Genomic DNA, 25,983 nt, shown 5'->3' with positions numbered 1-25,983 from the left:
GTGCAGCGAGGGCAGGATCGAGGCTTACAGCGCAGACCTGCGGTACGGCGCATAGTCCGCCTGCCACCAGGTCTTCTCAATACGCGCCATCAGCGTCTCATCATCTATCGCCGGAGCCACGCCCTGTTCAATCGCGGCCCGGGCGACGGCGACGGCAATCTGGCGTGAGACCGTTTCAATCTCATCTACCGGCGGCAGCAATCCGCCTTTTTCCGTGGTGACCAGCGGAGACTGCGCGGCCAGGCTGCGGCTTGCGGCCATCAGCATCTCTTCCGTCACCCGGCGCGCGTTGCAGGCCAGTACGCCCAGCCCCAGGCCCGGGAAAATATAGGCGTTGTTACACTGGGCGATCTCGTAGTGTTCATTCTCCCAGAATACCGGGGCGAACGGGCTGCCGGTGGCCACCAGCGCGGCACCCTGGGTCCAGGCGATAAGATCCTGCGGCTGGGCTTCCGCCCGCGAGGTCGGGTTCGAGAGCGGCATGATGATCGGGCGCGGACAGTGGCGATGCATCTCTTTGACAATCTCTTCGCTGAACAGCCCCGGCTGGCCCGAAACGCCGATCATCACCGTGGGATGCGCGTTTTTCACCACGTCCAGCAGGGAAATATTTTGCGAGTCTACCTGCCAGCTGCAAACGGCGTCGCGCGCGGTAAGCAGGTTTTTCTGGAAATCGAGCAGGTTGGTCATGTCGTCGGTCAGCAGGCCGAAGCGATCGACCATAAAGATCCGGCTGCGCGCTTCCGGCTCGGTCAGGCCGTCATCCACCATCAGCGCCACAATTTTTTCAGCTATCCCGCATCCGGCAGAGCCGCTGCCCAGGAAGACCACGCGCTGGTCGCGAATGCGCGTGCCCGCCGTATGGGCCGCCGCCATCAGCGTACCGGCGGTGACGGCGGCCGTGCCCTGGATATCATCATTGAAGCAGCACAGCTGGTCGCGGTAGCGCTGAAGCAGCCTGGTGGCGTTTTTCTGCGCAAAGTCTTCAAATTGCAGGAGCACATTGGGCCAGCGCGCTTTAACGGTGCTGACAAACATATCCATAAACTCAGCGTACTGGTCGTCGCTGATGCGCGGGTGGCGCCAGCCCATGTACATCGGGTCGTCGAGGTGTTGCTGATTATTGGTGCCGACATCCAGCATTATCGGCAGGGTAGAGGCCGGATGGATCCCTCCGCAGGCGGTATACAGCGACAGCTTACCAATTGGGATACCCATTCCGCCGATACCCTGATCGCCAAGCCCTAAAATACGTTCCCCGTCCGTCACCACAATCACGCGAACGTCGTTGCGCGAAAAGCTTTGCAGCATCTCATCAATACGATGGCGATTCGGCCATGAAATAAACAGGCCGCGCGCGCGTCGATAAATCGTGGAGAAATGCTCGCAGGCTTCACCGACCGTCGGGGTATAGATAATCGGTAACGTCTCTTTGAGATGCGAACGCAGGAGGTTATAAAAGAGCGTTTCATTGGTGTCCTGAATATTTCGCAGGTAAACATGACGCGAAATATCGCTTTTAAAATGGCAGAACTGCACCCAGGCGCGCTCGGTTTGTTCTTCAATGGTTTCAACGTTGTGCGGCAATAACCCATGCAGATTAAAATTGTCACGCTCTTCTTTAATAAATGCGAGCCCTTTATTTAACAGCGGGTTTTCCAGCAATACGGCCCCGTTATAGGGGGTGTACAGAACTTCTTTCCGGGACATGGTTAACTCCTGAATTTTTTATATAAAGCAGATTAAGAAATAAAATAGATCATAATGCCTTCGGTCACGACCCCGACGGCAGTGCCAATTAATATGGAAGAGGATGCGGTATCAATATAGGTATCGCTGCGTAAGGCAAACATCCCCGCGGCAATCGCGGAAGGCGTTGCGCCAATAATGACGACCTGCTGCAGTAAGGTATGGCTCAGGCCAAAGGCGATCCCCGCGGCGGCCATCATTGCCGGCTGAATAAGGTTTTTAATACTGATGTTGGTAAACGTCTGCACGTTCAGTTTTGGACGTTCACCGTAAAACAACAGGCCGAGGGCAAACAGGGACAGCCCGCCTGAAACCTTTCCAACCATCTCAATAGGCATGCTGAGAATAGAAGGAATTTGCACGCCTGCCAGACTGAGCAATACGCCGGAGACCGGGATCCAGACGATAGGATTGCGCGCCGCCTTGATGAGGTTTTGTACGATCATCGCGCCCGGGTGCAGCGCCTCCAGGCCATCTTGACCGTTTTTATCACCCATACGAATCAGGACGATAGTCAGAGGGATCATGATAACGCTGGTAATAATATTGCCAATCAGCACGCCGATAAATCCTTCCGGCCCAATCAAGACCGCCAGGACCGGTGCGCCAAAGTAGGCCATATCGGGAAAGGCGCAAACCAGAGACTGAATGGCGCTGGTTTTGATATCGTGGCGAAAAACGTAGCGTGAAATAAATAGCGTCAGTAAATACGACCCCATTAAACCGACAACTAAAACGGCCATAAAGGTCAGGTTCTTAATTTTATTCGGGTCGGTATGCAATGCGCCTATAAAAAGATGGAAAGGAAGGGCGAAACGAATCACCACGGTTGCCATAACGTTTGCATCTTCACGCCGGGAATATCCCAGCTTTCCACTTAGCCATCCAAGTAACATTATAAAGACGAGCGGAAACAGTGACTGTAATAGTAATGAAGGCATAGTATTTCCTGTAGGGTATTTTATGTGTTTTATTGCAGCGCTAATCTAGCGCTTAGAAAGCAGGGCAGGAGTGACAAGGGTCACACTCTCTCTGGTTTTATTAATTTCAAAAAGATTGCATTAGTTGGATAACTAATACTTTCGTCAAATATTGATAAGACGCAAGAAAGCGACAATGGCCGCCATAAATAACTTTAGTTACTTAATACTGAATTAAGTTATTTAAAAGCAAAGAGCCGAACTGTTCACATTTCTCCCGGCAGGCCCGTGCTAATTTCATGTTGAGCCTGTTTTTAGAAAAGGCCATCTAAGTCTTTATTTATATTTAAGAACATTTATTCGTATCAGGAATAGTTTCAGTTATTCCTTTCTCTGTTTATCCGAACACAAATTCAGGTGATTATATGAAAGATAATCCTGTACCGACTTCTGAACTGTCGACCTCGCGTTTTGCCTTTGGGCTCAACAATACCGAGGTGGGCACGGTCCCGTTGATGCTGTTCGTCGGGATTGCCGCGATTGTGGCGACGTCCGCCTGGGCAGGGCTGCTGCCAAAAAATATGATTGGTGGACTCGCGGTCATCATGACCCTCGGCTTCGCGTTTGCCAAGGTAGGGCGTCAAATCCCGGTGCTGAAAGATATCGGCGGCCCGGCGATCCTGTGCCTGATGGTCCCCTCCGTGCTGGTCTATTTTGGCGTATTCGGGAAACATACCCTTGATACCGTGCATCTGCTTATGAAAGAGGCGAATCTGCTCTATTTCGTCATCGCCTGCCTGGTGGTCGGCAGCATTCTGGGGATGAACCGGGTGCTGCTGATCCAGGGGATGATGCGCATGTTTGTTCCGCTGGTGGCGGGGACATGCATGGCCGTGCTGAGCGGCCTCATTGTGGGCTCACTGTTTGGTTATACGCCTTACCACACCTTCTTCTTCATCATTGTGCCCATCATCGGCGGCGGGATTGGCGAGGGGATTTTGCCGCTGTCCCTGGCCTATTCGGCAATACTGGGGCAGACGCCGGACGTCTACGTTGCACAGCTGGCACCCGCTGCGGTCGTCGGGAATATCTTCGCCATTATTTGTGCGGGCTCGCTGGCGCGTCTCGGCGCGAAACGCCCTGCGCTTTCGGGAAATGGCATGCTTACGCGGAGTAAAGACGACGCCAGCCTTTTTGCCGGGGCGCAAAGCACGCAGCAGACGGATTTTCATCTGATGGGGGGCGGATTGCTGATGGTGTGCGCGTTTTTCATCGTCGGCGGATTGTTTGAAAAACTGGTACACATTCCCGGCCCGGTGCTGATGATCCTGATTGCCGTCCTGTGTAAATACTTCAGGGTTATCCCGGCCTCAATGGAGCAGGGCGCGCACAGTTGCTATAAATTCGTCTCGGCTGCGCTGGTCTGGCCGCTGATGATCGGCCTCGGGATGTTATACGTGCCGCTTGAAAGCGTGGTGTCGGTCTTCTCGGTGGGATACGTGGTGGTATGCGGTTCGGTCGTGATTGCGATGGCGCTGAGCGGCTACTTTATCGCGTCGCGTCTGAATATGTATCCTGTGGAAGCGGCCATTGTGACCTGCTGCCACAGTGGGCTGGGCGGAACGGGGGACGTGGCCATTTTGTCCGCGTCTAACCGGATGTCGCTGATGCCGTTCGCGCAGATCGCCACCCGCATCGGCGGCGCGTCGACGGTGATTTTCGCCACGCTGCTGATGGGCTGGATAATGGCGCACTGATCCGAAACGTCAGGATGCTGAATCGCAACGACATTTTCAGGGTGCCGCTGCGGTTCAGTCCTTTATAAAACTCACCGCGCTGTATAGAATTACCGCACCCACAGCGACGGGATACCACACGATGACCGGAAGAGTTGATTATCAGATTGAAAAATATCTCCTTACCGAAGCCGCCGAGCCGGAGCGCCTGACGCGCCAGTGGGCAGAGGTGATGGAGGAGTGTCGTGAGCAACAGTCCGGTGCAGAGGAGCGGCTGCGCCTCGCGTTGCTCAATGTGGATTACGTCACCAGCTTCGAGCTGCCCTTCAGGCTGCTCCTTACCCGTGCGCCCCAGCTGATAGACATTGTCAGAAAAGAGCTTCAGCTCAGTCAGAAAAATGTTCTGTTCAACGGCAAGCGCTTTGGCTGCGTCTATAGCCTGAAAAGGGATCTCGACGGAATACCTGACGAATTTACCTATCAGCTGAAAACGCGTATCCAGCGCAGTGACGCGACAGGATGCAATGAACTGCCTTACCGGCAAATTGCCCAGCAGGTTAAAGCCCCAAAGGAACGCCTCAGGCTGGCGCTGGAAAACGGGCTGTCCGTGACGGCACTCGACGGGCTTTTCTGGTTTGGCATTCAGCGCATCGCGGCCGATGTGCAGAGATTACGCAAAACGGGGATGAGGATCGCGACGTCCGACGCCGAGGTGTTTGATACGCTCACCAAAACAACCCGGCGGATCCCTGTTTATAGCCTTGCTCGCCCGGAATGAGTATTCGCCGCTGACCGGTCGACGGCATCAAACATGACGGAAAATTGCGGCCAGTTTTTTTACAGCGTCTTCTATTTCCATTTCCGTGTAAGCAGCAAATCCCATCAAAAAACCGGTGGACGCGGGGGGACCTGCATATAAATCGGTAAGGCCAAGTATATCAACACCCGCGCGGCGGGCGGCGGTGGCTATTTCTTTCTCGGATATGCCGTGCTTCAGGTGACAAGGCATTTGCATTCCCCCCGCTGGCGTTTCACAGGTAACATATTCGGAGAGATATTCGTCCATCATGCTTGCCAGCGTGTCGCGACGAGCAACATAAATACTCCGCATCTTACGAACATAGGCGCCAAAATGGCCTCCCTCCAGAAATTTAGCCAGCGTCAGCTGGGTTATTGAGGCGGTGTGACCATCCATTAACGTCCTCGCCATGGTAAAGGGCTCTGTCAATTCTGAGGGAACGATCACGTAGGCAATACGCAGCCCAGGGAACAGAGACTTGGTGAACGTGCCGATATAAATTGTCCGGTTATACGTATCAAGCCCCTGAAGACTGGCCATAGGCTTACCTTCGTAGTGAAACTCGCTGTCATAGTCATCCTCAATAATCCAGGCTCCGTAACGGTTTGCCCATTTAACAACTGCCAGTCGTCGGTCAAGAGAGAGCGTCACCCCGGTGGGGTACTGATGAGAAGGCGTAAGGTAGATCGCCCTGGCAGGCTCGGTCAGAGAATTAAGCCCGTCAACCGAGATGCCTTTTTCATCAAGAGGAACCGGAATACAGCGAAGCCCTGCAGCGTTGAACGCTTTGTGTGCCCCTTGATAGGAGGGATCTTCAATGACAATGCCATCCCCGGCGTCCATCAGCACGTGGGAACAGAGCGCAAGCGCCTGTTGAGAACTTGTCAGAACGATGACCTGTTCTGCCCTCGCACGCGTTCCGCGCTCAAGGTTGACATATTCAGCAATTGCCCGTCGCAGGCGCTCTATACCCTGGGGTGGACTTTGCTCTAACGCCTGGTGCTGAAACTCCTTCAGTACCTGTCGCTGAAGACGCTCCCAGATCGGAAGGGGAAACATGCGGGTTTCAGGAATGCCGGGCGCAAGGGGGCGAGGTGAAGAAAACTCGCGGATCCCGCCGCTTTCATAAACGATCTTTCCCCGGACGCTGAGTTTTGCTTTTCGTATCTCAGCGGTTGGCTGATGCTGTCGAGGACGGGGTTTTAAAAAACGCGCGCTGGAAGAGACGAAGCTCCCTCTGCCTGTTTGTCTCTCAATAAAACCTTCGGCATGCAGGCTGGAGTAGGCCGCTTCAATGGTGTCCCGGGAAACGCTGAGAGAAGCCGCCAGCGCGCGTGAAGCAGGAAGGGCCTTACCGTGAGATAATATCCCTTCCAGTATCAGCATTCGTATTGCTCTCTGGATCCTTTCATGAAGCGGTAGCGATCCGTTAGCGGGGTCGATAATCCATGCCTTAACCGTTTCTAGCTGCGCGTGCTTAAACATTACGTTGTCCACTTTCCCTCTGTATCTCTTGATTCTAAAGCAATAGTGCACGCAGCAGGATGAAAAATTGGTCTGCCTTGATGGCGAGAATTGGCGGGGCAAAACGTGCCATTCAGCGAATACACTCTTCCTGAAACGAATAAACGGGTGAGCAAAGAGGCAATATGAATAATACGAGCGTAATAATTGAGGCAGTTAAAGAACGTGATTTTGAAAGCTGGATGCCGCTATGGGGAAAATATCAGGCGTTTTACAACGTCGATCTGTCCGGGACCATTACTGAACGAACCTGGCAACGATTTTTCAGCCCCGTTGAGCCGCTATTCTGCGTGGTGGCACGATGTAATGGAGACGTAGTGGGTTTTGCGCATTATCTTTTTCACCGTTCGACATGGGCTGAGAGCGATTACTGCTACCTCGAAGATTTATACGTCTGCGAAGCCGTAAGGGGCAAACACATTGGCAAACAGTTAATAGAATATGTTCAGAGAGAAGCCAGAAAACATCACGCCAGTCACCTTTACTGGCATACGCATGAAGCCAACTATCGCGGGCAACGATTGTACGACTGGATTGCGAAGAAAAGTGGAATGATTGAATATCGTATGCACGTAAGATAAACCCCTCTGCTGACATTATGCCCCTTACATCTTTACGGGGCATTTTTCAGGGGGTAATAGGTATATCCTTATGATTTAGCTTGTAAAAGTATCTCCATCAGCCCTGGAAAACGGGCATCCAGATCCTCTCTTCGCAACGAAATCATGTTCTCCCGCCCCTGCGGGCGCTGCCAGATAACGCCGCTGTCGCGCAGTACGCGCCAGTGGTGGGTCATTGTCGATTTCACTACATCCTCCGGGCGCAGCGCGTTACAGCTGAGTTCGCTACCATCGGCCAGACGGCGAATGATCGCAAGCCGGAGCGGGTTGCCGAGGGCAAACAGCACATTTTCCAGCAGTATTTGTTCAGTTTCAGGGTGGTTTGGGATCATCGTTTTCCTGCGTTTGGCGTCAGATTGAGCTATATCAACAATAGGTCAACCGTTAAAAAATAGTTCGATAATACTCGTACAATAGGACTATTATAGCAAACGAACGAATGCACGACCATCCTGGTCGTCACAGACAAGTCATAGTGACTAAGGAAATATCATGCCCCGACCCATCCCTCTCGAACGTTATCGCAACATCGGTATCTCCGCGCATATCGATGCCGGTAAAACCACCACCACTGAGCGCATCCTGTTTTACACCGGGATGAGCCACAAGCTGGGTGAAGTACACGATGGCGCGGCAACCACTGACTGGATGGCGCAGGAGCAAGAGCGCGGGATCACGATTACCTCCGCGGCCGTAAGCTGCTTCTGGCCGGGTATGGACAGAGGCTATGAGCCGCACCGGATCAACATCATTGACACCCCGGGGCACGTGGATTTCACCATTGAGGTGGAACGTTCTATGCGCGTGCTCGACGGCGCCGTGATGGTGTATGACTCCGTGGGCGGCGTGCAGCCGCAGTCGGAAACCGTCTGGCGTCAGGCCAATAAATATCACGTTCCGCGTCTGGCCTTCGTCAACAAAATGGACCGTCCGGGTGCCGATTTCTTCCGCGTCGTGCGGATGATGCAGGAGCGCCTGAAGGCCAATCCGGTGCCGATTGTCATCCCGGTGGGCGCAGAAGATCATTTCACCGGCGTGGTGGATCTCATCAAGATGCGCACCATTCTGTGGGACGACGCGACGCAGGGCATAGTGTTTACCTATGCGCCCGTGCCGGACGATTTGGTCAGTACCGCCCAGGAATGGCGGGAAAAAATGGTCTCTGCGGCGGCGGAAGCCAGCGACGAGCTGATGGACAAATACCTGGAAACCGGCGACCTGACGGAAGCGGAAATTATCAAAGGGCTGCGTATTCGCACCATCTCGGGTGAAATTCAGCCGATGCTGTGCGGCAGCGCGTTCAAAAATAAAGGCGTGCAGCGCATGCTCGATGCGGTCATTGAGCTCATGCCGTCGCCGCTGGACGTGCCTGCCATTGATGGCGTGGATGAAAAAGGGCAGCACGCGGAGCGTCATCCAAGCGATGATGAGCCGTTCTCGGCCCTGGCGTTCAAGCTGATGAGCGACCCGTACGTCGGTCAACTGACCTTTATCCGCGTGTACTCTGGCGTGCTGCGCAAAGGCGACGCGGTGTACAACCCGGTGAAAGAGAAGAAAGAGCGCATCGGGCGTATCGTGCTGATGCATGCCAACGATCGCCACGAGGTGGACGAACTGCGCGCCGGAGACATTGCGGCCTGCGTTGGGCTGAAGGATGTGACTACCGGCGACACGCTCACCGATCCGAATGCCGTGATCACGCTTGAACGCATGGAGTTCCCGGACCCGGTTATCTCGCTGGCGATAGAGCCGAAAACAAAAGGCGATCAGGAGAAAATGGGGATCGCGCTGCAGCGTCTGGCGGCGGAAGATCCGTCTTTCCGCCTGCATACTGACGAAGAGTCCGGTCAGACCATTATCTCCGGAATGGGGGAGCTACACCTCGAGATTATCGTTGATCGCATGAAGCGCGAGTTTGGCGTCGAGGCGAACATCGGTCGCCCGCAGGTGACCTACCGTGAAACCCTGCGTAAAACGGTGAAGGATATCGAAGGCAAATTTGTCCGTCAGTCCGGCGGTAAAGGGCAGTACGGCCATGTGGTGCTGAGCCTGGAGCCGCTGGAGCCTGGAAGTGGTTTTAAATTTGAAGATGCCACCAAGGGCGGCGTGGTACCGCGGGAGTATATCCCGTCCGTTGAGAAAGGGCTGCGGGAAGCGATGAACAGCGGCGTGCTGGCGGGCTATCCGGTCGTCGATGTCAAAGCGACGCTGACGTTTGGCTCGTATCACGACGTTGACTCCTCGGAGATGGCGTTCCGCATGGCGGCGATACTCGGCTTCAAAGAGGGCGCCCGCAGGGCGGATCCGGTGATTCTCGAGCCGGTCATGCACGTGGAGGTGGAAACACCGGAAGAGTACGCCGGTAACATTATGGGCGATCTCTCTTCCCGCCGCGGCATGGTGCAGGGGATGGCAGAGCAGTACGGAAGCCAGATTATTCGTGCTGACGTGCCGCTCGCAGAGATGTTTGGTTATGCCACGACATTGCGCTCAATGTCCCAGGGTCGCGCGACGTATACGATGGAGTTCCATCATTTTGCGGAAGCCCCGCGGAATGTTGCGGATGAGATTATTTCACGACGTGCGAAGTAATACGGTTACCCTCTCCCTGTAGGGGGAGGGTTTCCTCAATCCAGCGCCTTCACCATCTTCCCGCTCGCGACAAACGTCCCGGCACCAAGATGATGCAGCGTATTCAGCTTATCCCCGTCAAACTGCCAGCGCCCGGCGATAAACGCGCGTTCATCGGCTGCCGCTGAAACCACTTCCCCAAACAGGGTATCGTATTTCTCAGCCGCGGAGGTCACGGGTAATAACCGACACTCCATCCACGCCAGACATTTCTCTTCAATTACCGGCAGGCCAAGTTCAGGACCGTTCACGACCGGGATCCCGTAGCAGTTGAATTTGTCCTCATCGCGCCCGCTGACGCTACCGACCGCGTATGTCCAGTTGGCCGCCGCCACGCCGGGAATGACGATGCCAAACTTCCCGCTGCGCTCAATCAGCTCGCGTGACCAGGTACTTTTATCCACGACTATCGCGATGCGCGGTGGTTCAAACTCAACGGGCATTGACCATGCGGCGGCCATCACGTTGCGTCTGTCGAGGCTTTCATCCCGACTGGTGATAAGCACAGTTGGGCCGTGGTTCAGCAGACGGCTGGCATGACGTAATTCAACGGGGCGAAAGTGGCTCATAGGATCTCCTCATCTACACCGATGTAGTATGACGAAAAAGCACGTAAATCAAAGTGGATGCGTAAAATTAGTTTATAAACAGAACATCTCAATCAAAGGAAACTGATGCATGTCCCCATTTCTGACCGCCTATTTTGCCCGCATCGGCTGGGCGCAACCGACGCGGGTGGATATCGATACCCTGCGCGCGCTGCATTTACATCACAACTGTGCCATCCCTTTTGAGAATATTGATGTCGTTCTGCCACGCGAAATCCAGCTTGACGATCGGTGTCTGGTCGACAAGCTGGTCACCGCACGTCGCGGAGGGTACTGCTTTGAGCAAAACGGTCTGTTCGAGCGCGTCCTGCGTGAAGTCGGGTTTACGGTGCGTAGCGTGCTGGGGCGCGTGGTATTAGCGAATCCGCCGCAAATGCCTCCGCGCACGCACCGTCTGCTGCTGGTTGAGCTTAACGGTGAGCGCTGGATTGCCGATGTGGGGTTTGGCGGCCAGACGCTGACGGCGCCGATTCGACTGCTCGCTAATGAAGAACAGGAGACGCCGCACGGGCTGTATCGTCTGCTGAGCGAGGGGAACGACTGGGTGCTGCAGTTCCGTCACCACGAGCACTGGCAGTCGATGTACCAGTTTGACCTGACGACGCAGTATTTCAGCGATTACGTGATGGGGAATTTCTGGTCGGCGCACTGGCCGCAGTCGCATTTTCGTCATCATCTGTTGATGTGTCGCCATCTGCCGGACGGCGGCAAGCTGACGCTAACCAACTTCAACTTTACCCACTGGCAGAACGGTCACGTAGAAGAGCAGATCCATTTGCCGGATGCTGAGGCGCTTTACCAGCTGATGCAGGAACGCTTTGGGCTGGGCGTTGACGATGCAAAACACGGATTTTCACTGGCGGAGCTGACGGCGGTAATGGCGGGCTTTGATACACATCCTCAGGCCGGGAAATAATACGCAGGCCGGGTAAGGCGTCGCCGCTACCCGGCAACATCACTGCTTAGACGGCGTATTAAACAACTCGAGCGTGATTAATTTATCAAGATGGTTATTAAAGGCGGCTTCGTCCATTTCGGGCATGTTTAAGATATACATTCCGTCAAGACCGCACACCAGACCAATCAAGCGCCAGGCAATATTTTCCGCTCGATCGCCCGGTTTTAATGCCCCGGCCTCCGTTCCCGCTTTGATAAGCGCCACCGTTTCCTGGTGCCACATCTCCATGGTCATCACATACGCGCCCTTGATATCGGCATCGCGGCTGGCGAGGATCTGCGCCTCACGCCACAGGCGAATATAGGGCTCAAACCTCCCGTCATCGCTGCCGAGCATGGCATGAAGCTGTTCCCGCCAGCCGGCCTGTCTACCCGCGACATCCGCATCCAGCAGCTCGCGAATTAGCCGTACGAAGGCCAGCGATTTTAGCTCGCCGCCGGACGTAAAATGATGATGCACCTGGCCGGTGGCGACTCCGGCCTCGGCAGCAATACGGCGTACCGTCATTGCCGCCAGTCCTTCAGCCAGCGCCACGCGCATGGCGGCCTGTAAGATGGCTTCCCGCCGTTCATCCTTGCTCAGATATCGCATGTTTACTCACTCTCAATGGGAATGAAACGAGTGTAACAAAAAGCTGGACATGCGTTCAACTTTACGTAGGATCGCATCCTGGACATGTGTCCATGTTTTAAAAGAAAAGGAAATTTATGTTTCGTCAGTGGTTAGCGTTAGTGATTATCGTGCTGGTGTATATCCCGGTGGCGATCGACGCGACGGTGCTGCACGTGGCGGCGCCGACATTGAGCATGACGCTGGGCGCCAGCGGCAATGAATTGCTGTGGATCATCGATATTTACTCGCTGGTCATGGCGGGAATGGTGCTGCCGATGGGCGCCCTGGGTGACCGCATTGGTTTTAAACGACTGCTCATGATTGGCAGCACGCTGTTTGGCCTGTCGTCGCTGGCGGCAGCGTTTGCCCCTTCAGCAGGGTGGCTGATTGCGGCGCGCGCCTCGCTGGCAATCGGCGCGGCGATGATTATTCCGGCCACGCTGGCTGGGATCCGTACGCTGTTTATCGACGCGCGGGATCGTAATATTGCGCTCGGCGTCTGGGCCGCGGTGGGGTCCGGTGGCGCGGCGTTTGGCCCGCTGATTGGCGGTATGCTGCTCGAGCATTTCTACTGGGGCTCGGTGTTTTTAATCAACGTACCGATCGTGCTGGTGGTGGTTTCGCTGGCGGCGCGTTTTGTGCCTCCTCAGCAGGGACGCCCGGAGCAGCCGCTGAATATCAGCCATGCCATTATGCTGATAGTGGCGATTTTGCTGCTGGTCTACAGCGCAAAAACAGCCCTCAAAGGCGCACTGTCGCCGTGGGTGGTCGCGTCCGCGCTGGTTACCGGCTCGGTGCTGCTGTTTATCTTCGTGCGTATTCAGCTCCGCGCCCGCGTGCCGATGATCGACATGCGTCTGTTCTGCCATCGTATCATTTTGAGCGGCGTGGTGATGGCGATGACCGCCATGATTGCCCTTGTAGGGTTTGAGCTGCTGATGGCCCAGGAGCTGCAGTTTGTTCACGGCTTTACGCCGTTTGAAGCGGGAATGTTCATGCTGCCGCTGATGGTGGCGAGCGGGTTTAGCGGTCCGATCGCGGGTGTGCTGGTCGGGCGATTAGGGCTACGCATCGTCGCGGCTGGTGGAATGGGGCTCAGCGCCGTTAGCTTTATCGGCCTGTCGATGCTCGACTTCAGCACGCAGCAGCTGCTGGCTTCTGCCCTGATGGTTCTGCTCGGCTTTAGCGCCGCCAGCGCGCTGCTGGCCTCGACCTCGGCGATTATGGCCGCTGCGCCGAAAGAGAAGGCCGCCGCCGCGGGGGCCATTGAAACCATGTCCTATGAACTGGGCGCAGGGCTGGGGATCGCCATCTTTGGTCTGCTGTTGACCCGCAGCTTCTCGGCGTCGATTGACCTGCCGCAGGGGCTGAACGCCTCGCTCGCAGATAAAGCCTCGTCATCCATTGGCGAGGCGATGAAGGTGGCGCAGGATCTGACCCCGACGCTGGCGGAATCGGTGATTGAGGCGGCGAAAAGCGCGTTTATCACCTCGCACAGCGTGGCGCTGGGCAGCGCGGGCGGAATGCTGCTGTTGCTGGCAGTGGGGATCTGGTTCAGCCTGGCGAGGGTCAAGCCGCAGTAATACAGGGCGCGCGGTTGGCGCGGGTGGGGCAGATGGGCTATGTTTTTTAAAGGATTATCTGACTCTTGCTGGAAAATATGCGCCCTCGCCACAGCAGTGAACCGTCCCAACCGCTCTCCCGGTTAACCCTGCTTGCAGGAGGCGCGCTGGGCGTCGTTTTTGGTGATATCGGCACCAGCCCGCTCTATACCTTCCGCACGGTGCTGTCGCTCTCTGAGCATGACCCTACGCCCGGCGTCATACTGGGCCTGCTCTCCCTGATTACCTGGACACTCATCCTGGTAACGTCCATAAAATATGCCGCCTTTGCCATGCGAATTGATAATCACGGCGAGGGCGGCATTATGGCCCTGATGTCGCTTCTGGTGGAGAAAGGCAAAGGCGGGCGCTGGGTCATTTTTTCCGCCCTTATCGGCGCCGCTTTAATTTACGGTGACGGCGCGATAACCCCGGCTATCTCCGTGCTTTCTGCCCTTGAAGGGCTGGAGATGGTCATTCCTGAATCTCAGCCGTACATATTACCCCTGACGGTGGCGGTTCTGCTGGGGCTGTTTCTTCTTCAGCCTTTTGGTACCGCTCGCATAGGGAAAATATTTGGCCCGGTCATGGCGGTTTGGTTTTTGGCGATTGCTGCCCTGGGCGTGCGGGGGATCGTTCAACACCCCTCGGTATTGCTGGCCCTCAACCCTGCGTACGGCATCGCGTTTTTGTTTTCGAACGGGTACACCAGTTTCCTGGTCCTGGGCGGCGTTTTTCTCTGCGTGACGGGTGCCGAGGCCCTGTATGCAGACATGGGGCATTTTGGCAAAAAGCCCATCTGGCTTGCCTGGTACGGCATCGTCTTTCCTTCGCTGCTGCTCAACTATGCCGGCCAGTCAGCGCTGATTCTGGCCGGTGCCGACAGCAAACAAAACCTTTTCTATACGCTCTGTCCGCCGGTGCTGCAGGTTCCGCTCATCATTCTTGCCGCGCTGGCGACGATCATCGCCAGTCAGGCGATTATTACCGGCGCTTTTTCCATGACGCGCCAGGCCATACAGCTTGGCTGGTTACCCCGATTACGCATCAAGCAGACGGCGGCGGAAAGCTACGGCCAGATTTATATCGGGATAATCAACTGGCTGCTGATGGGGGTGACCATCGGGCTGGTGGTGTTCTTTAAATCCTCCGATAAGCTCGCCGCCGCGTACGGCATTGCCGTGTCGTTAACCATGCTGATGACCACGGGGCTGCTGTTTGTGGCAATGCGCGAAGTGTGGCGCTGGAGCCTGGCCAGCAGCGCGGTGATTGCCCTCTGTTTCCTGGTGATTGATGCCACCTTCTTGTTTGCCAATCTGATTAAGGTCCTGGAGGGCGGCTATATTCCGCTCCTGATGGCCGCCGCTATTTGTACGGTGATGCTGATCTGGCACCGCGGCGTTAAGGCGGTATCCGCATCGGTGGGCGAGAAGGGCGTCAGCGTGGATGCGTTCTTTGCCCAGCTTCAGCAAAAGACGGTGCCCAGAGTGGCGGGCTCCGCCGTCTTTTTGACCCGGACACAAAACAATATCCCGCCGGTCATGCGCTGGCACGTCGCGCGAAACCGGGCGCTACAGCAGGATGTGTTGTCGCTTACCATTGATATTCTGAATGTGCCCTACGTGGGGGAAGAACAACGCATCAGGGTAGAGCAGCGCGCGCCGGGCTACTGGCACGGCGTGGCGCAGTATGGCTTTATGGAACACCCGGACATCCCGCGTTTGCTGCAGGGTGTCAGCGAGATTAACGCGATTTTTGCCACGGATGACGCCACCTGGTATGTCGGGCATGAAACCATTGTGGCAGGCGAGGGTGAGGCAGGAATGGCGGCCTGGCAACGGCACATCTTTGCGTTCATGAAGCGCAACTGCACGCACGTCATCAACCACTATCACCTTCCCAGCGATCGGGTTGTCGAAATCAGCCGACGCGTTGCCGTGTAGACTCTGGCGAAAGCAGATGTCCTCTGCTTTCGCACCGTTCTATCTCTCCAGGGCCGCGGACAGAACGCTATGCAATAACACGTTCGCCCCTTTTTCCGCCCACTCCGGCAGGATCCTCTCCGCTTCGTTATGGCTGATGCCTTTCACGCAGGGGATAAAGATCATGCTGGCGGGCGCCATTTTGCTGACATAGCAGGCGTCATGTCCCGCACCGGAGACCATCGGTTTCGACGAATAGCCCAGTTCCGCCACGGCCTTCTCCGAACGCGCCAGGCATTCGGCGTCAAACGCGATGGGCGCGTAGTCAAAAATACGCTCAACGGCAGCCGCGACGCCGCGCAGGCTGAGGCTTTCAGCCACCTTATGCAGCGCCGCTTCCATGGCTTCCAGCGCCTGCTGCATAGGATGGCGAAACTCAACGCTGCATTCCACGCGAGACGGCACGACGTTGCGCGAGTTTGGCGTAACCTTCGCCATACCGATCGTTGCGCGTCCGTCCGGCGCATGCCGGTAGCCAATCTCTTCCACCTTCAGCGCCAGCTCTGCGAAGGCGGTCAGCGCGTCGCGGCGGCTGTGCATCGGCGTCGTGCCCGCGTGGGCGGCGAATCCGTCCAGCGTCAGGGTAAACCAGCGCTGGCCCATTGCCGCGCGGACTAACCCGATATCAATGGCTTCATCTTCCAGGATCGGGCCCTGTTCGATGTGCAGTTCGTAGCAGGCGTGAACCGGAAACGCGCGGGCAGGGGTTTCACCCCGGTAGCCAATGCTCTCCAGCGCTTCGCCCACGGTGATGCCATCGTTATCCGCGCGGGCATGGGCGTACGCTTCGCTAAACTGTCCCGTCCAGACCCCTGAAGAGAGCATGGCCGGCGCAAAGCGCGCGCCCTCTTCGTTAGTCCAGTTCACCAGCACAACGTCGCGTTCTGTCTCAACGTTATGATCGTTAAGGGTGCGCAGCAGCTCCAGCCCGGCCAGCACGCCGTAAACACCGTCGTAGTTACCGCCCAGCGGCTGGGTATCCACATGTGAACCCGTCATGACCGGGGCAAGCTGCGGTTTTTTCCCCGCGCGACGGATAAACATATTGCCCATGCTGTCGACCTCGCAGGTGAAACCTGCGTCCAGCGCCCAGTCGCGCAGCAGGTTACGCGCAATACGATCTTCCTCGCTCAGCGCCAGACGGGTCACGCCTCCGGCGGGCGTGCCGCCGATCTGCGCCATCATCTCAAGCGTTGACCACAGCCGTGCGGCGTTGACGCGGATCATGACTTGTCCTTACTGCTGCGGTAGCGGAAATCACAGCACGAACCGCCCTGCATGATGGTGGTCGTGCGGGTCAGCTTCACGTCAGGCGCATAGCCAACGATGAATTTTTCATCGCGCGCGCAGGAGAGCAGATGACCAATCTCGCCCAGCCCCATTTCGTGATACATCTCCGCGTAGCGACAGCGGGTTACGTTGTAGTTGTACTGCTGGTCGTCGGCGTCGATCACCTTCACGTCCAGGGCGTTATCTTTCTCCCACAGATACTGCAGGGCGATGAAACTCTTGACGTCCGCGCCGTTGGGTTCTTTGCTGGCAAAAGCTTTGCCAGCGTCAATCGCGGCCTGCTCAATGGCCTCGCCAATGACCGCCTGGGCGCGGGATTTTCCTATCTCGCGCACCAGGATTTCATAAATTGGCTTAATAATTTCTGCTTCAATTTTGCGGCGGGCGAGAATGCCCAGCTCGTTATTATCACTCATCACATTGCCCTCGCTGCGTTACTTCGCTTTTGCGCCACCCAGCACGGTCTGCGGCTGCCATTTGCCGTCGACAACTTTGTAAACGGTGAACGACGGCGATTTCAGGTTACCTTCTTTATCAAACGCGATCTGGCCGGTGACGCCGGAGTAGCTGATGGCGCGCAGGGCGGGCAGATAGTCGGATGGCTCAACGGAGTCTGCTTTTTCCATCGCCGCAACCAGCACGCGGGTGGCGTCATAGGCGAACGGGGCGTGCAGTTCGATATGGGTATGGTAGCGGGACTGATAGGCCTGTTCGAATGCCTTTCCACCCGGCATCTGGTCAACGGGCAGACCCGGCTCCAGCGCCACCACGCCTTCGCCTTCTTTCTGCGCCAGCTGCAGGAACGTCTGGCTGACAAATCCGCCCGCGCCCATCAGGGTGGCGTTCATGCTCAGCTGTTTGATACGACGCGCCAGCGGTGCGGCCTGGCTGTCAACGCCGCCGAAGAAGATCAGATCGGCGTTTTTACTCCGGATGGCGGTCAGCACGGCGCTGAAGTCCACCGTTTTGTCATCAACGTACTGACGATCGACAACCTTCACGCCCTGTGCTTCCAGCGATTTAATAAACTGGTCCGCCAGACCCTGACCAAAGGCGGTACGGTCGTCGATCACCGCAATGCGTTTGGCTTTCAGCGTATTGACCGCGTACTGACCGGCTAGCTGACCGCCGTCGTCGTCGTGGCCCATCACGCGAAAGCTGGTATCAAAACCCTGCCTGGTATAGGCGTGACCGGTCGCGACCGGTGCCACCTGTGCGATGCCCGCATCGTGATAGACGCGTGCGGCAGGAATGCTTGTTCCGGTGTTCCAGTGACCGACAACGCCCGCCACGCCGCTATCCACCAGACGCTGCGCCACGGCCACGGCGGTGCGCGGGTCGGACTGATCGTCTTCGGACTGCAGTTTGAAGGTCACCGCTTTGCCGCCGATGGTCAGGTGCTGCTTGTTAATGTCGTCAATGGCCAGCTGCGCGCCGTTCTCCAGGTCCTTACCGATACGGGCAGACGGGCCGGTGAGCGGGCCCGCCAGACCGATAACCACGGTTTCGCCGTCGGCGGCCCAGGCTCCGGTAGAGGCAAAACTGCCGAGGAGGATAGCGGCGCTAAGCGCACTGATTTTTACTGTTTTCATTGTATTTCCCTGATGTTGGCTGGTGTTGTTAAACGGGCATTTCGCCCAAATAAATCTGTGCAATCTGGTCGTCATTGAGCAGCGCTTTCGATTCGCCATGATGAACAATGCTGCCGCTGTCCATCACCCACGCGCTGTCGGTGACTTCCAGCGCGAGACGGGCGTTTTGTTCGATGAGCAGCAGGGCAACGCCGCGCTCGCGCAGGCCGGCAATGACGGCAAAAATGTTCTCGACCATCTTCGGGGCAAGGCCCATCGAGGGTTCGTCGAGGATCAGCAGGCGCGGGCGGCTGAGCAGGGCGCGGTTAAGGGCCAGCAGCTGTTGCTCACCGCCGGACAGCAGGCCGGCGAGCTGATGCTGGCGTTCTCCCAGGCGCGGGAAGCGCTCGAAGGTCTCGTTCATCTCGCGCTTAACGGTGACAGTGTCACGCCTGAGCCAGGCGCCCATCTGCAGGTTTTCCAGCACCGTCATTCGGGAGAAGATCCCCCGGCCTTCCGGAACCATCACCAGACCGTCACGGAGCAGGATTTCGGGCCTGTTCTCACGCACCGCTTTACCGTTGAATTCAATATGGCCGCTAAAGCTTTCCAGTCCGGTAATGGCGCGCACCGTGGAGCTTTTCCCCGCGCCGTTAGCGCCGATCAGCGTAGCCTGTTCGCCCTCGTGCAGGGTAAAAGAGACATCGCGTACGGCCTGAATACCGCCGTAATGCACGTCCAGACGTTCCACCTTCAGTAATTCAGACATGGGCGTTGCCTCCAAGCCAGGCGGCGATCACCGCCGGGTCGCGACGCACGCTCTCCGGCGTGCCGCTGGCGAGCGTTTTGCCGTAATCAAGCACCGTCAGGCGATCGCAGATGCCCATCACCAGCTTGACGTCATGTTCAATCATCAGCAGGGTTTTGCCGTCATCGCGAAGGCGGATAAGCAGCTCGCCGAGCGCCACTTTTTCAGCAGCGTTCATCCCGGCGGCGGGTTCGTCCAGCGCCAGCAGCAGCGGATCCGTTGCCAGCGCGCGGGCAATCTCCAGACGTCGCTGATGGCCATACGCCAGATCGCAGGCGCGGTAGTGGGCGAACTTCGCAATGCCGGTGTACTCCAGCCAGTGCCAGGCCAGCTCCCGGGTCTGCGTCTCTTACGCGCGAGCGCGTTTGTGGCGGCTGAGCGCGGCCCACAGGCCGTTACGGGTGCGCACGTGGCGGCCCACCATCACGTTTTCCAGCACCGACATGTCGTTAAAGAGGCGCACGTTCTGGAAGGTGCGCGCGATCCCGGCGGCGGTGACTTTCTCAATGTGCTTTGGGAAATAGGGCTTATCGGCAATGGAAAATTCACCGCTGTCCGCCGGATAAAGCCCGGTGATCAGGTTAAAACAGGTGGTTTTTCCCGCCCCGTTAGGACCAATCAGGCCGTAGATCTCGCCCTTGTTCACGGTAATCGAAACGTCATCCACGGCGGTAAGCCCGCCGAAGCGTTTGGACATGTTGCGTACGGTTAACAGACTCATGTATTCACCTCCTTGTGGCGTACCGGCCAGATCCCGGCAGGACGCACCAGCATGACCAGCACCAGCGCCAGGCCGTAGAACAGCTGACGCAGCACTTCCGGGTCAATCAGTACCGTACCGAACAGCGCCTGCTGAACCGGGGCTGCCTGACTGCGCAACAGTTCCGGCAGGGCGGTAAGCAGTATCGCGCCGAGGATCACGCCCGGAATGTGTCCCATCCCGCCCAGCACCACCATCGCCAGCACGGCAATGGATTCCTGTAACGTGAAGGATTCCGGGGAGACAAAGCCCTGGAACGCGCCGAACAGGGCACCCGCCACGCCGCCAAAAGAGGCACCCATCGCAAAGGCCAGCAGCTTATAGTTACGCACGTTGATGCCCATCGCGCGGGCCACATCCTCATCTTCACGGATGGCGTGCCAGGCGCGGCCAATACGGGAATGCTGCAGGCGCAGGCAGACAAAAATAATCGCCACAATCACCAGCATCAGCAGGTAGTACCACAGCCACAGGGCGGGCACTTTGAAACCAAACCAGTGGTATACGCCGCTAAACTTCAGGCCGAACAGATTCAGCGTATCCACCCCGGTAATGCCCTTTGCACCGTTGGTGATGTTCAGCGGACGGTCGAGGTTGCGCATCAGGATGCGGATGATTTCGCCAAAACCGAGGGTCACTATCGCCAGGTAGTCCCCGCGCAGCTTCAGCGTGGGAGCACCCAGTAAAATGCCGCAGACCGCAGCGACGAGCGCCGCCAGCGGAATAATCAGCAGATATGAGGTGTGCAGCCCGTCCGGGAACCAGACGTTGAGGATCGGGAAAACCTCCAGCAGGTGTGGCGAGGCCATCAGTGCTGCGAGATAGGCGCCGACCGCGTAAAAGGCGATAAACCCCATATCCAGCAGGCCGGTATAGCCCACCACAATATTGAGCCCCAGCGCCAGCATGATGTAGAGCAGGGCGAAGTCGATAACGCGCACCCAGTAGTTGCCGCCAAGCTGCGTGGCCACCACGGGAGCAACCAGCAGCGCGAGGCAGAACAGGACCATGCCTGACCAGAATTTGCGCGTCGCAGCCGGGGTTTGTAGTTGAAGCGTTGTCATTGTTTCCCTCACGCCCTGTGCGCTACGCGCTCGCCCAGCAGGCCTGCCGGACGGAAGACCAGCACCAGAATCAGGACCATGAAGGCAAAGACGTCCTGATAGTTACTGCCGAAGACGCCGTGGGTCAGTTCACCCAGGTAACCTGCGCCCAGCGCTTCGATAATGCCGAGTAGGATCCCGCCAATCATGGCGCCACGAATGTTGCCAATGCCTCCCAGCACGGCGGCGGTAAAGGCTTTGATCCCGGGCAAAAAGCCCATCGAGAAGCTGGCGTTGCCGTAGTTGCTGGCCATCATGACGCCTGCCAGCGCGGCAAATACCCCGCCAATGGCGAACGTCAGGGTAATAATGGCATTGGGGTTAACCCCCATCAGCGTGGCAACGCGCGGGTTTTCCGCCACGGCGCGCATGCCGCGCCCCAGGCGGGTGTATTCCACCAGCAGCCATAGCCCCGTCATCACCGCAAGCGCCAGCGCCACGGTAACAATGCCGGTGACGGTCACAATGGCGGGGGGATGTTGTTCACTTCCTGACGTCACAGCGATCGGTTCCATGGGCAGGATCTGCGGGAACATCAGCGGATTGCGCGTCCAGATAATCATCGCCACGGTTTGCAGCAGGACCGAGACGCCGATACCTGAGATAAGCGGTGCCAGGCGCGGGGCGTTGCGCAGTCGACGGTAGGCAAAGCGCTCTACGGCCATTGCCAGCAGGGCGCAAACGGCCATGGCAATCGCCAGGGCAACGCCAAGCTGCAACAGCAGCGGCATGTGAGGAAAGGTAGTGTTCAGGGCGTTAATGGCGGAAAGGGTGGTGAGCGCACCGACCATCAGAATATCGCCGTGAGCAAAGTTAATAATGCGCAAGATGCCATACACCATGGTATAGCCCAGCGCGATCAGCGCGTAAATGCTGCCCAGCATCACACCGTTGATCAATTGTTGTATGAGTGTATCCAACGTCTGTTCCCGCAAAGTCTTCTTTCTGCGGCTACCATCCGATAAATGAATTTAATTGTAAAATACACATATATTATTTCTTATGATAAACCGCTATTGTTTTATCTTAATGATTTATATAAAGATAATGTAATCGCGTTCTCTGGTGAAAAGCCTAAAGAAATCAACATATGAATAAAACAGAACAATTGGCGGGTTTGCCTGCGTATGCAGACAGCCGTCTGGCAAACGATCCGCCGCTTCGGGCCGTCCGTGCCTTTGAGGCCATCGCCCGGCTGGGCAGCGTCACGCTTGCCGCGCAGGAGCTGGATATCTCACCGTCGGCGGTCAGCCATCAGCTCAAGGTGCTCGAAGGGTATCTGCAAATGCCGCTGACGGCGCGTCAGGGGCGCAGGCTGGTGCTGAGCCAGCACGGACGGGAATATTACCGTTCGATCCGTGCGGCATTTAACGTGCTGCGCCAGGCAACGGAGCATCTGGCCGGGCAGGCGCAAACGCGTCAGGTCACCATCAGCCTGATCCCGCTTTTTGGCATGGGGTGGTTTATCCCGCGTCTGCCTGATTTTATGCGTGCTAATCCGCAGACCGAGATCAACGTAGTGTATGCCAACCACCGTAACTATCTGAGCGATGCGTCGGATATGTCGATTCGTTTTGGTAACGGCCAGTGGGCGGGCTATCAGAGCGAAAAGCTGATTTCCGGACAGATGGTGCCGGTGTGCAGCCGCGCGTTTTTGCGCATTCATGGCCATATCGACACGCCTGAGCAACTGCTGCAAATGCCGCTGCTGCATGATGAAGAGCGCACCACGTGGCCGCAGTGGTTTCTGCTGCAGGGGGTAAAACGTCCTCTTCGGCGCAGCGGCCCCCTGTTTGAAGACGGGCTGTTAACGCTGGCGGGCGTGCAGGCCGGGCTGGGCTGCGCGCTGATGCGCGAGCCGCTGATAGCGCCTTATCTTGAGAGCGGCGAGCTGGTGAAGATATTTGACTTACCCATCGATGACGGGCGCGACTATCACCTCTGCGTGCGTTCGGATTCGGAGATGACCGAGGACGGTAAGCTGCTGCAAAACTGGCTGCGCCGGGCGGCGAGAGGGGAGCCGTCATCCGGGTAAAAGTGACGGATAAAAAAAAGCCAGCTTATTCAGCTGGCTTTTGTACAGACAAGATTTAGAACTGGTAGGTCAGACCCAGCGCAACGATGTTGTCGGTACCGATGCCTGCCTGGCGAGTGAACTGGTTGTCGTCGAGCAGGTTGATTTTGTAATCCACGTAGGTGGACATGTTTTTGTTAAAATAGTAGGTCGTGCCAACATCGATGTATTTAACCAGATCCTGGTCGCCGAAGTTTTCGATGTCTTTACCTTTGGACTGCAGGTAAGCGATGGATGGGCGCAGGCCAAAGTCGAACTGATACTGAGCCACAACTTCGAAGTTTTGCGCCTTGTTTGCAAAACCGTAGATGTCGCTGCGATTACCGTTAGAGGTACCGAAGCGGGTTGCGTTATAGGTCTGAGAGTACTGTGCAGCAAGGTAAATGTTGTTCGCGTCGTATTTCACACCACCGCTGTACACTTCAGCGCGGTCGCCTTCACCGTATACGCCAGCCGCATTCTGGTCAGCGGTACGACGTGAAGAGGACATTGCGCCACCCACGCTGAAGCCTTCACCCAGATCGTAAGTCAGGGACGCGCCGTAACCGTCGCCGTTCTGGTTCAGCAGGCTGCGACCGCTGGTGTTTTCACCGCTTACGCTGCCGTTTTTGCCCTGATACTGCAGAGCAAAGTTCAGGCCCTCAACCAGACCAAAGAAGTCCTGGTTACGGTAGGTCGCAACGCCGTTTGCACGAGACTGCAGGAAGTTGTCGGCACCGTAGGTGTCGCCGCCGAATTCTGGCAGAACGTCGGTCCAGGAGGTCACGTCGTAAATTACGCCGTAGTTACGACCGTAATCAAAGGAGCCTGCTTCAGCAAACTTCAGACCTGCAAACGCCACACGGGTCCAGGACTGGTTGTCGCCTTCGTCTTTGTTACCCTGAATCTGGTATTCCCACTGGCCGTAGCCGGACAGCTGGTCGTTAACCTGAGTTTCGCCCTTGAAGCCGATACGCATGTAGGTTTTATCGCCATCTGCGCCAGCGTCATCAGAGAAATAGTGCAGACCTGTTACTTTACCGTACAGATCCAGCTTGTTACCGTCTTTGTTGTAAATTTCGGCAGCGTTAACAACGCCTGCTGCCAGCATGGAAGTGACTGCCACTGCAACTAATTTAAGTTTCATCTTAAATGTTCCTTATAATTTTTTTTTTGAGTATTTCCTGAACCACTGTAAACGATTTCTAAACGAGGCTGTTCGTCAATGGCATGCTATTTTTAAAAATCTTGTAGTCTTATTTCAATAATAAGTTTCAAAATATTAGAGATAATTTCAATTAGTGTGATCTCGATCGTGCAAAAAGGCGATTATTCAAACAATGCGACCGAATTTCATACGATTGATAATTGTGTATTCTGCGGGACTATTGCTATCGCTATAATTTCTGCGTGTTTTAGTCTATTGCGTTAGATTTCGGTATTGTCGATGCTTTGAGGGGGTTATTATTATTGTTTTGACTTAAGAACAGTAGGTTAGGGGTAAATCACGACGTATATTGCGAATATTTCCATGAACACGTCAGAAATGAATTATTGCATTTAATGCTATCCATGACGTTAATATTCGCAGTTAATTAATTTCATGGTGTTGTCAGTTTGTGTCAATTATCTTTTCGGCCGTTTACAGAAGACGGTAAATATAAACCGAATTTAAACGGAAATGCGATAATTATGATAAATATTCCGAGGAGCGATCACACTTTAAATTTATGTTAATTATGTTGCCGGGCTGAAATTCGCCCGGCCGTTAGAGAAGCATTATTTTCTTGTTGCGTACCAGCAGAGCAACGACCCGGCGCAGACCATCAGCGCGCCTTGCCAGAACGAGAATGAGAGGGGCGAACTCAGCACTGCGGCGGCAAGCGCGGCGGAGAGGACAGGGGTAAAATAGGATACGGCAGCGAGTACCGTGACGTTACCGTGAAGGATGCCAATATTCCATGCGGCGTAACCAAATCCAAGCGCAATACCGCACATGACCAGTTTCACGACCACCGGAAGCGTGAACACCATCTCGGGCTGATCGCTGAGAAAATATTTCACCCACAGGCTCAGCGCGGTCAGCAAAACAAACAGGGTAATGCCGTTTTGTCCTTTCGCAAATTTGCTGGTGACCGTGCAGTAGGCGGCCCAGATAAATGCCCCGGCAAACGCCAGCGCGTAGCTCAGCGGGCTGGAAACGATGTTGCGGGTTATTTCATCAAGATGTAAACCCTGTTCACCGCCCAATACCCAGCATACGCCCAGCAATGAGACGGCTAAGCCGGGGATCACCCACAGGGTAGATTTCTGCCCGTTGAACAAAATGGCAAACACAATGGTCAGGCTTGGCCAAAGGTAATTGACCATGCCCACTTCAATAGCCTGCGATCGCGTGGCGGCATAACCCAGCGACAGCGCCAGGCATATTTCGTAGCTGACAAATAAAACGCTGCCGGCAATAAGATAGCGGGGTGAAAACCGCCTGATATCAGGAAATCCTACCGTCACCAGACACAGTAATCCGCTCAGCGTGTAGATCATTGCCGCACCGCCTACCGGGCCGAGTCCCTCACTCACGCTGCGAATAAGGCCGACCATGGTGCTCCATAACAGTATTGCCGCCAGCCCAATAAGCGTTGCTCTCTTTCTGTCCAT

General features: G+C 56.1%; 22 protein-coding genes and 1 pseudogene. 8 read left to right on the top strand and 15 right to left on the bottom strand.

What is annotated here, in order from left to right:
* Nucleotides 1-24 precede the first annotated feature (24 nt).
* Both QMN93_RS00315 and QMN93_RS00310 read right to left on the bottom strand, forming a co-directional pair.
* Nucleotides 25-1,710 (bottom strand): NAD-dependent malic enzyme, encoded by a 1,686-nt coding sequence (locus QMN93_RS00315; RefSeq protein WP_193139338.1) that lies wholly within the window; start codon nucleotides 1,708-1,710, stop codon nucleotides 25-27.
* 32 nt (nucleotides 1,711-1,742) lie between these two features.
* A complete protein-coding gene (locus QMN93_RS00310; RefSeq protein ID WP_023311961.1) occupies nucleotides 1,743-2,690 on the bottom strand; it encodes an AEC family transporter in 948 nt (315 codons plus the stop codon).
* Nucleotides 2,691-3,094: 404 nt separating this feature from the next.
* Here QMN93_RS00310 and QMN93_RS00305 point away from each other — a divergent pair, with 404 nt between their 5' ends.
* Together QMN93_RS00305 and QMN93_RS00300 are read left to right on the top strand one after the other, a co-directional pair.
* Nucleotides 3,095-4,426: a 2-hydroxycarboxylate transporter family protein gene (locus QMN93_RS00305; protein WP_033145663.1), complete on the top strand. Its 1,332-nt coding sequence runs from the start codon at nucleotides 3,095-3,097 to the stop codon at nucleotides 4,424-4,426.
* Between the two features lie 121 nt (nucleotides 4,427-4,547).
* The gene (locus QMN93_RS00300; RefSeq protein ID WP_048978823.1) at nucleotides 4,548-5,183 is read left to right on the top strand and encodes a helix-turn-helix domain-containing protein; all 636 of its coding nucleotides are present in this window, start codon (nucleotides 4,548-4,550) and stop codon (nucleotides 5,181-5,183) included.
* 27 nt (nucleotides 5,184-5,210) lie between these two features.
* On the opposite strand, the gene QMN93_RS00295 is transcribed toward QMN93_RS00300, so the two are convergent.
* Nucleotides 5,211-6,689, bottom strand: coding sequence for a PLP-dependent aminotransferase family protein (locus tag QMN93_RS00295; RefSeq protein WP_193139336.1), 1,479 nt, complete (start codon nucleotides 6,687-6,689; stop codon nucleotides 5,211-5,213).
* 164 nt (nucleotides 6,690-6,853) lie between these two features.
* Here QMN93_RS00295 and QMN93_RS00290 point away from each other — a divergent pair, with 164 nt between their 5' ends.
* Entirely contained in the window at nucleotides 6,854-7,309 is a 456-nt protein-coding gene (locus QMN93_RS00290) for a GNAT family N-acetyltransferase (protein ID WP_033145660.1), read from the top strand.
* A gap of 68 nt (nucleotides 7,310-7,377) precedes the next feature.
* On the opposite strand, the gene QMN93_RS00285 is transcribed toward QMN93_RS00290, so the two are convergent.
* Nucleotides 7,378-7,680, bottom strand: coding sequence for a helix-turn-helix transcriptional regulator (locus tag QMN93_RS00285; protein ID WP_033145659.1), 303 nt, complete (start codon nucleotides 7,678-7,680; stop codon nucleotides 7,378-7,380).
* 160 nt (nucleotides 7,681-7,840) lie between these two features.
* On the opposite strand from QMN93_RS00285, the gene fusA reads away from it, so the two are divergent.
* A complete protein-coding gene (gene fusA / locus QMN93_RS00280) occupies nucleotides 7,841-9,940 on the top strand; it encodes an elongation factor G (protein WP_193139334.1) in 2,100 nt (699 codons plus the stop codon).
* A gap of 35 nt (nucleotides 9,941-9,975) precedes the next feature.
* Here fusA and QMN93_RS00275 read toward each other — a convergent pair whose 3' ends face one another.
* Nucleotides 9,976-10,548, bottom strand: coding sequence for a flavin reductase family protein (locus tag QMN93_RS00275; protein WP_033145657.1), 573 nt, complete (start codon nucleotides 10,546-10,548; stop codon nucleotides 9,976-9,978).
* A 109-nt stretch (nucleotides 10,549-10,657) separates the two neighbouring features.
* Here QMN93_RS00275 and nhoA point away from each other — a divergent pair, with 109 nt between their 5' ends.
* Complete coding sequence (gene nhoA / locus QMN93_RS00270) at nucleotides 10,658-11,503, top strand: N-hydroxyarylamine O-acetyltransferase (RefSeq protein WP_048978826.1); 846 nt, start codon at nucleotides 10,658-10,660, stop codon at nucleotides 11,501-11,503.
* A 39-nt stretch (nucleotides 11,504-11,542) separates the two neighbouring features.
* On the opposite strand, the gene QMN93_RS00265 is transcribed toward nhoA, so the two are convergent.
* On the bottom strand, nucleotides 11,543-12,136 hold the full coding sequence (locus QMN93_RS00265; protein ID WP_069302880.1) for a TetR family transcriptional regulator: 594 nt from the start codon (nucleotides 12,134-12,136) through the stop codon (nucleotides 11,543-11,545).
* A gap of 116 nt (nucleotides 12,137-12,252) precedes the next feature.
* Here QMN93_RS00265 and QMN93_RS00260 point away from each other — a divergent pair, with 116 nt between their 5' ends.
* On the top strand, nucleotides 12,253-13,740 hold the full coding sequence (locus QMN93_RS00260; protein ID WP_069302879.1) for an MFS transporter: 1,488 nt from the start codon (nucleotides 12,253-12,255) through the stop codon (nucleotides 13,738-13,740).
* 77 nt (nucleotides 13,741-13,817) lie between these two features.
* Nucleotides 13,818-15,701 carry a potassium transporter Kup gene (locus QMN93_RS00255; protein ID WP_193139985.1) on the top strand — a complete coding sequence of 628 codons (1,884 nt, stop codon included), beginning with the start codon at nucleotides 13,818-13,820 and terminating at the stop codon, nucleotides 15,699-15,701.
* Nucleotides 15,702-15,740: 39 nt separating this feature from the next.
* Here QMN93_RS00255 and QMN93_RS00250 read toward each other — a convergent pair whose 3' ends face one another.
* The 7 genes and pseudogenes from QMN93_RS00250 to QMN93_RS00220 form a co-directional block, all read right to left on the bottom strand.
* Complete coding sequence (locus tag QMN93_RS00250; protein WP_193139332.1) at nucleotides 15,741-16,967, bottom strand: Zn-dependent hydrolase; 1,227 nt, start codon at nucleotides 16,965-16,967, stop codon at nucleotides 15,741-15,743.
* The gene (locus QMN93_RS00245) at nucleotides 16,964-17,446 is read right to left on the bottom strand and encodes an L-2-amino-thiazoline-4-carboxylic acid hydrolase (RefSeq protein ID WP_064672600.1); all 483 of its coding nucleotides are present in this window, start codon (nucleotides 17,444-17,446) and stop codon (nucleotides 16,964-16,966) included. Before QMN93_RS00245 ends, QMN93_RS00250 begins: the two co-directional genes overlap by 4 nt.
* 18 nt (nucleotides 17,447-17,464) lie before the next feature.
* Entirely contained in the window at nucleotides 17,465-18,622 is a 1,158-nt protein-coding gene (locus QMN93_RS00240; RefSeq protein ID WP_064672599.1) for a branched-chain amino acid ABC transporter substrate-binding protein, read from the bottom strand.
* Between the two features lie 28 nt (nucleotides 18,623-18,650).
* Nucleotides 18,651-19,370: an ABC transporter ATP-binding protein gene (locus QMN93_RS00235; RefSeq protein WP_193139330.1), complete on the bottom strand. Its 720-nt coding sequence runs from the start codon at nucleotides 19,368-19,370 to the stop codon at nucleotides 18,651-18,653.
* Nucleotides 19,363-20,130: pseudogene (locus QMN93_RS00230) on the bottom strand (ABC transporter ATP-binding protein). The gene QMN93_RS00235 and the pseudogene QMN93_RS00230 overlap by 8 nt, the downstream one beginning before the upstream one ends.
* Complete coding sequence (locus tag QMN93_RS00225) at nucleotides 20,127-21,233, bottom strand: branched-chain amino acid ABC transporter permease (RefSeq protein WP_182383622.1); 1,107 nt, start codon at nucleotides 21,231-21,233, stop codon at nucleotides 20,127-20,129. The pseudogene QMN93_RS00230 and the gene QMN93_RS00225 overlap by 4 nt, the downstream one beginning before the upstream one ends.
* Before the next feature lie 8 nt (nucleotides 21,234-21,241).
* Complete coding sequence (locus tag QMN93_RS00220) at nucleotides 21,242-22,192, bottom strand: branched-chain amino acid ABC transporter permease (RefSeq protein WP_182383621.1); 951 nt, start codon at nucleotides 22,190-22,192, stop codon at nucleotides 21,242-21,244.
* Nucleotides 22,193-22,362: 170 nt separating this feature from the next.
* Here QMN93_RS00220 and QMN93_RS00215 point away from each other — a divergent pair, with 170 nt between their 5' ends.
* Entirely contained in the window at nucleotides 22,363-23,307 is a 945-nt protein-coding gene (locus QMN93_RS00215; protein ID WP_182383620.1) for a LysR substrate-binding domain-containing protein, read from the top strand.
* A 55-nt stretch (nucleotides 23,308-23,362) separates the two neighbouring features.
* Here QMN93_RS00215 and QMN93_RS00210 read toward each other — a convergent pair whose 3' ends face one another.
* Together QMN93_RS00210 and yddG are read right to left on the bottom strand one after the other, a co-directional pair.
* Nucleotides 23,363-24,472: a porin OmpC gene (locus tag QMN93_RS00210; RefSeq protein WP_182383619.1), complete on the bottom strand. Its 1,110-nt coding sequence runs from the start codon at nucleotides 24,470-24,472 to the stop codon at nucleotides 23,363-23,365.
* 632 nt (nucleotides 24,473-25,104) lie between these two features.
* Nucleotides 25,105-25,983, bottom strand: coding sequence for an aromatic amino acid DMT transporter YddG (yddG, locus tag QMN93_RS00205; protein ID WP_033145645.1), 879 nt, complete (start codon nucleotides 25,981-25,983; stop codon nucleotides 25,105-25,107).

This window comes from Enterobacter sp. R-1.6.2 (assembly GCF_035064085.1).
Taxonomy (GTDB): domain Bacteria; phylum Pseudomonadota; class Gammaproteobacteria; order Enterobacterales; family Enterobacteriaceae; genus Enterobacter; species Enterobacter asburiae_B.
Note: the sequence above shows the minus strand (reverse complement) of the source record. Positions and strands in the feature narration are given on the sequence as shown.

Bases quoted from the DNA above. Each gene is read 5' to 3' on its own strand.
- QMN93_RS00315 (WP_193139338.1), bottom strand. From the start codon at position 1,710: ATGTCCCGGAAAGAAGTTCTGTACACCCCCTATAACGGGGCCGTATTG.
- QMN93_RS00310 (WP_023311961.1), bottom strand. From the start codon at position 2,690: ATGCCTTCATTACTATTACAGTCACTGTTTCCGCTCGTCTTTATAATG.
- QMN93_RS00305 (WP_033145663.1), top strand. From the start codon at position 3,095: ATGAAAGATAATCCTGTACCGACTTCTGAACTGTCGACCTCGCGTTTT.
- QMN93_RS00300 (WP_048978823.1), top strand. From the start codon at position 4,548: ATGACCGGAAGAGTTGATTATCAGATTGAAAAATATCTCCTTACCGAA.
- QMN93_RS00295 (WP_193139336.1), bottom strand. From the start codon at position 6,689: ATGTTTAAGCACGCGCAGCTAGAAACGGTTAAGGCATGGATTATCGAC.
- QMN93_RS00290 (WP_033145660.1), top strand. From the start codon at position 6,854: ATGAATAATACGAGCGTAATAATTGAGGCAGTTAAAGAACGTGATTTT.
- QMN93_RS00285 (WP_033145659.1), bottom strand. From the start codon at position 7,680: ATGATCCCAAACCACCCTGAAACTGAACAAATACTGCTGGAAAATGTG.
- fusA (WP_193139334.1), top strand. From the start codon at position 7,841: ATGCCCCGACCCATCCCTCTCGAACGTTATCGCAACATCGGTATCTCC.
- QMN93_RS00275 (WP_033145657.1), bottom strand. From the start codon at position 10,548: ATGAGCCACTTTCGCCCCGTTGAATTACGTCATGCCAGCCGTCTGCTG.
- nhoA (WP_048978826.1), top strand. From the start codon at position 10,658: ATGTCCCCATTTCTGACCGCCTATTTTGCCCGCATCGGCTGGGCGCAA.
- QMN93_RS00265 (WP_069302880.1), bottom strand. From the start codon at position 12,136: ATGCGATATCTGAGCAAGGATGAACGGCGGGAAGCCATCTTACAGGCC.
- QMN93_RS00260 (WP_069302879.1), top strand. From the start codon at position 12,253: ATGTTTCGTCAGTGGTTAGCGTTAGTGATTATCGTGCTGGTGTATATC.
- QMN93_RS00255 (WP_193139985.1), top strand. From the start codon at position 13,818: ATGCGCCCTCGCCACAGCAGTGAACCGTCCCAACCGCTCTCCCGGTTA.
- QMN93_RS00250 (WP_193139332.1), bottom strand. From the start codon at position 16,967: ATGATCCGCGTCAACGCCGCACGGCTGTGGTCAACGCTTGAGATGATG.
- QMN93_RS00245 (WP_064672600.1), bottom strand. From the start codon at position 17,446: ATGAGTGATAATAACGAGCTGGGCATTCTCGCCCGCCGCAAAATTGAA.
- QMN93_RS00240 (WP_064672599.1), bottom strand. From the start codon at position 18,622: ATGAAAACAGTAAAAATCAGTGCGCTTAGCGCCGCTATCCTCCTCGGC.
- QMN93_RS00235 (WP_193139330.1), bottom strand. From the start codon at position 19,370: ATGTCTGAATTACTGAAGGTGGAACGTCTGGACGTGCATTACGGCGGT.
- QMN93_RS00225 (WP_182383622.1), bottom strand. From the start codon at position 21,233: ATGACAACGCTTCAACTACAAACCCCGGCTGCGACGCGCAAATTCTGG.
- QMN93_RS00215 (WP_182383620.1), top strand. From the start codon at position 22,363: ATGAATAAAACAGAACAATTGGCGGGTTTGCCTGCGTATGCAGACAGC.
- QMN93_RS00210 (WP_182383619.1), bottom strand. From the start codon at position 24,472: ATGAAACTTAAATTAGTTGCAGTGGCAGTCACTTCCATGCTGGCAGCA.
- yddG (WP_033145645.1), bottom strand. From the start codon at position 25,983: ATGGACAGAAAGAGAGCAACGCTTATTGGGCTGGCGGCAATACTGTTA.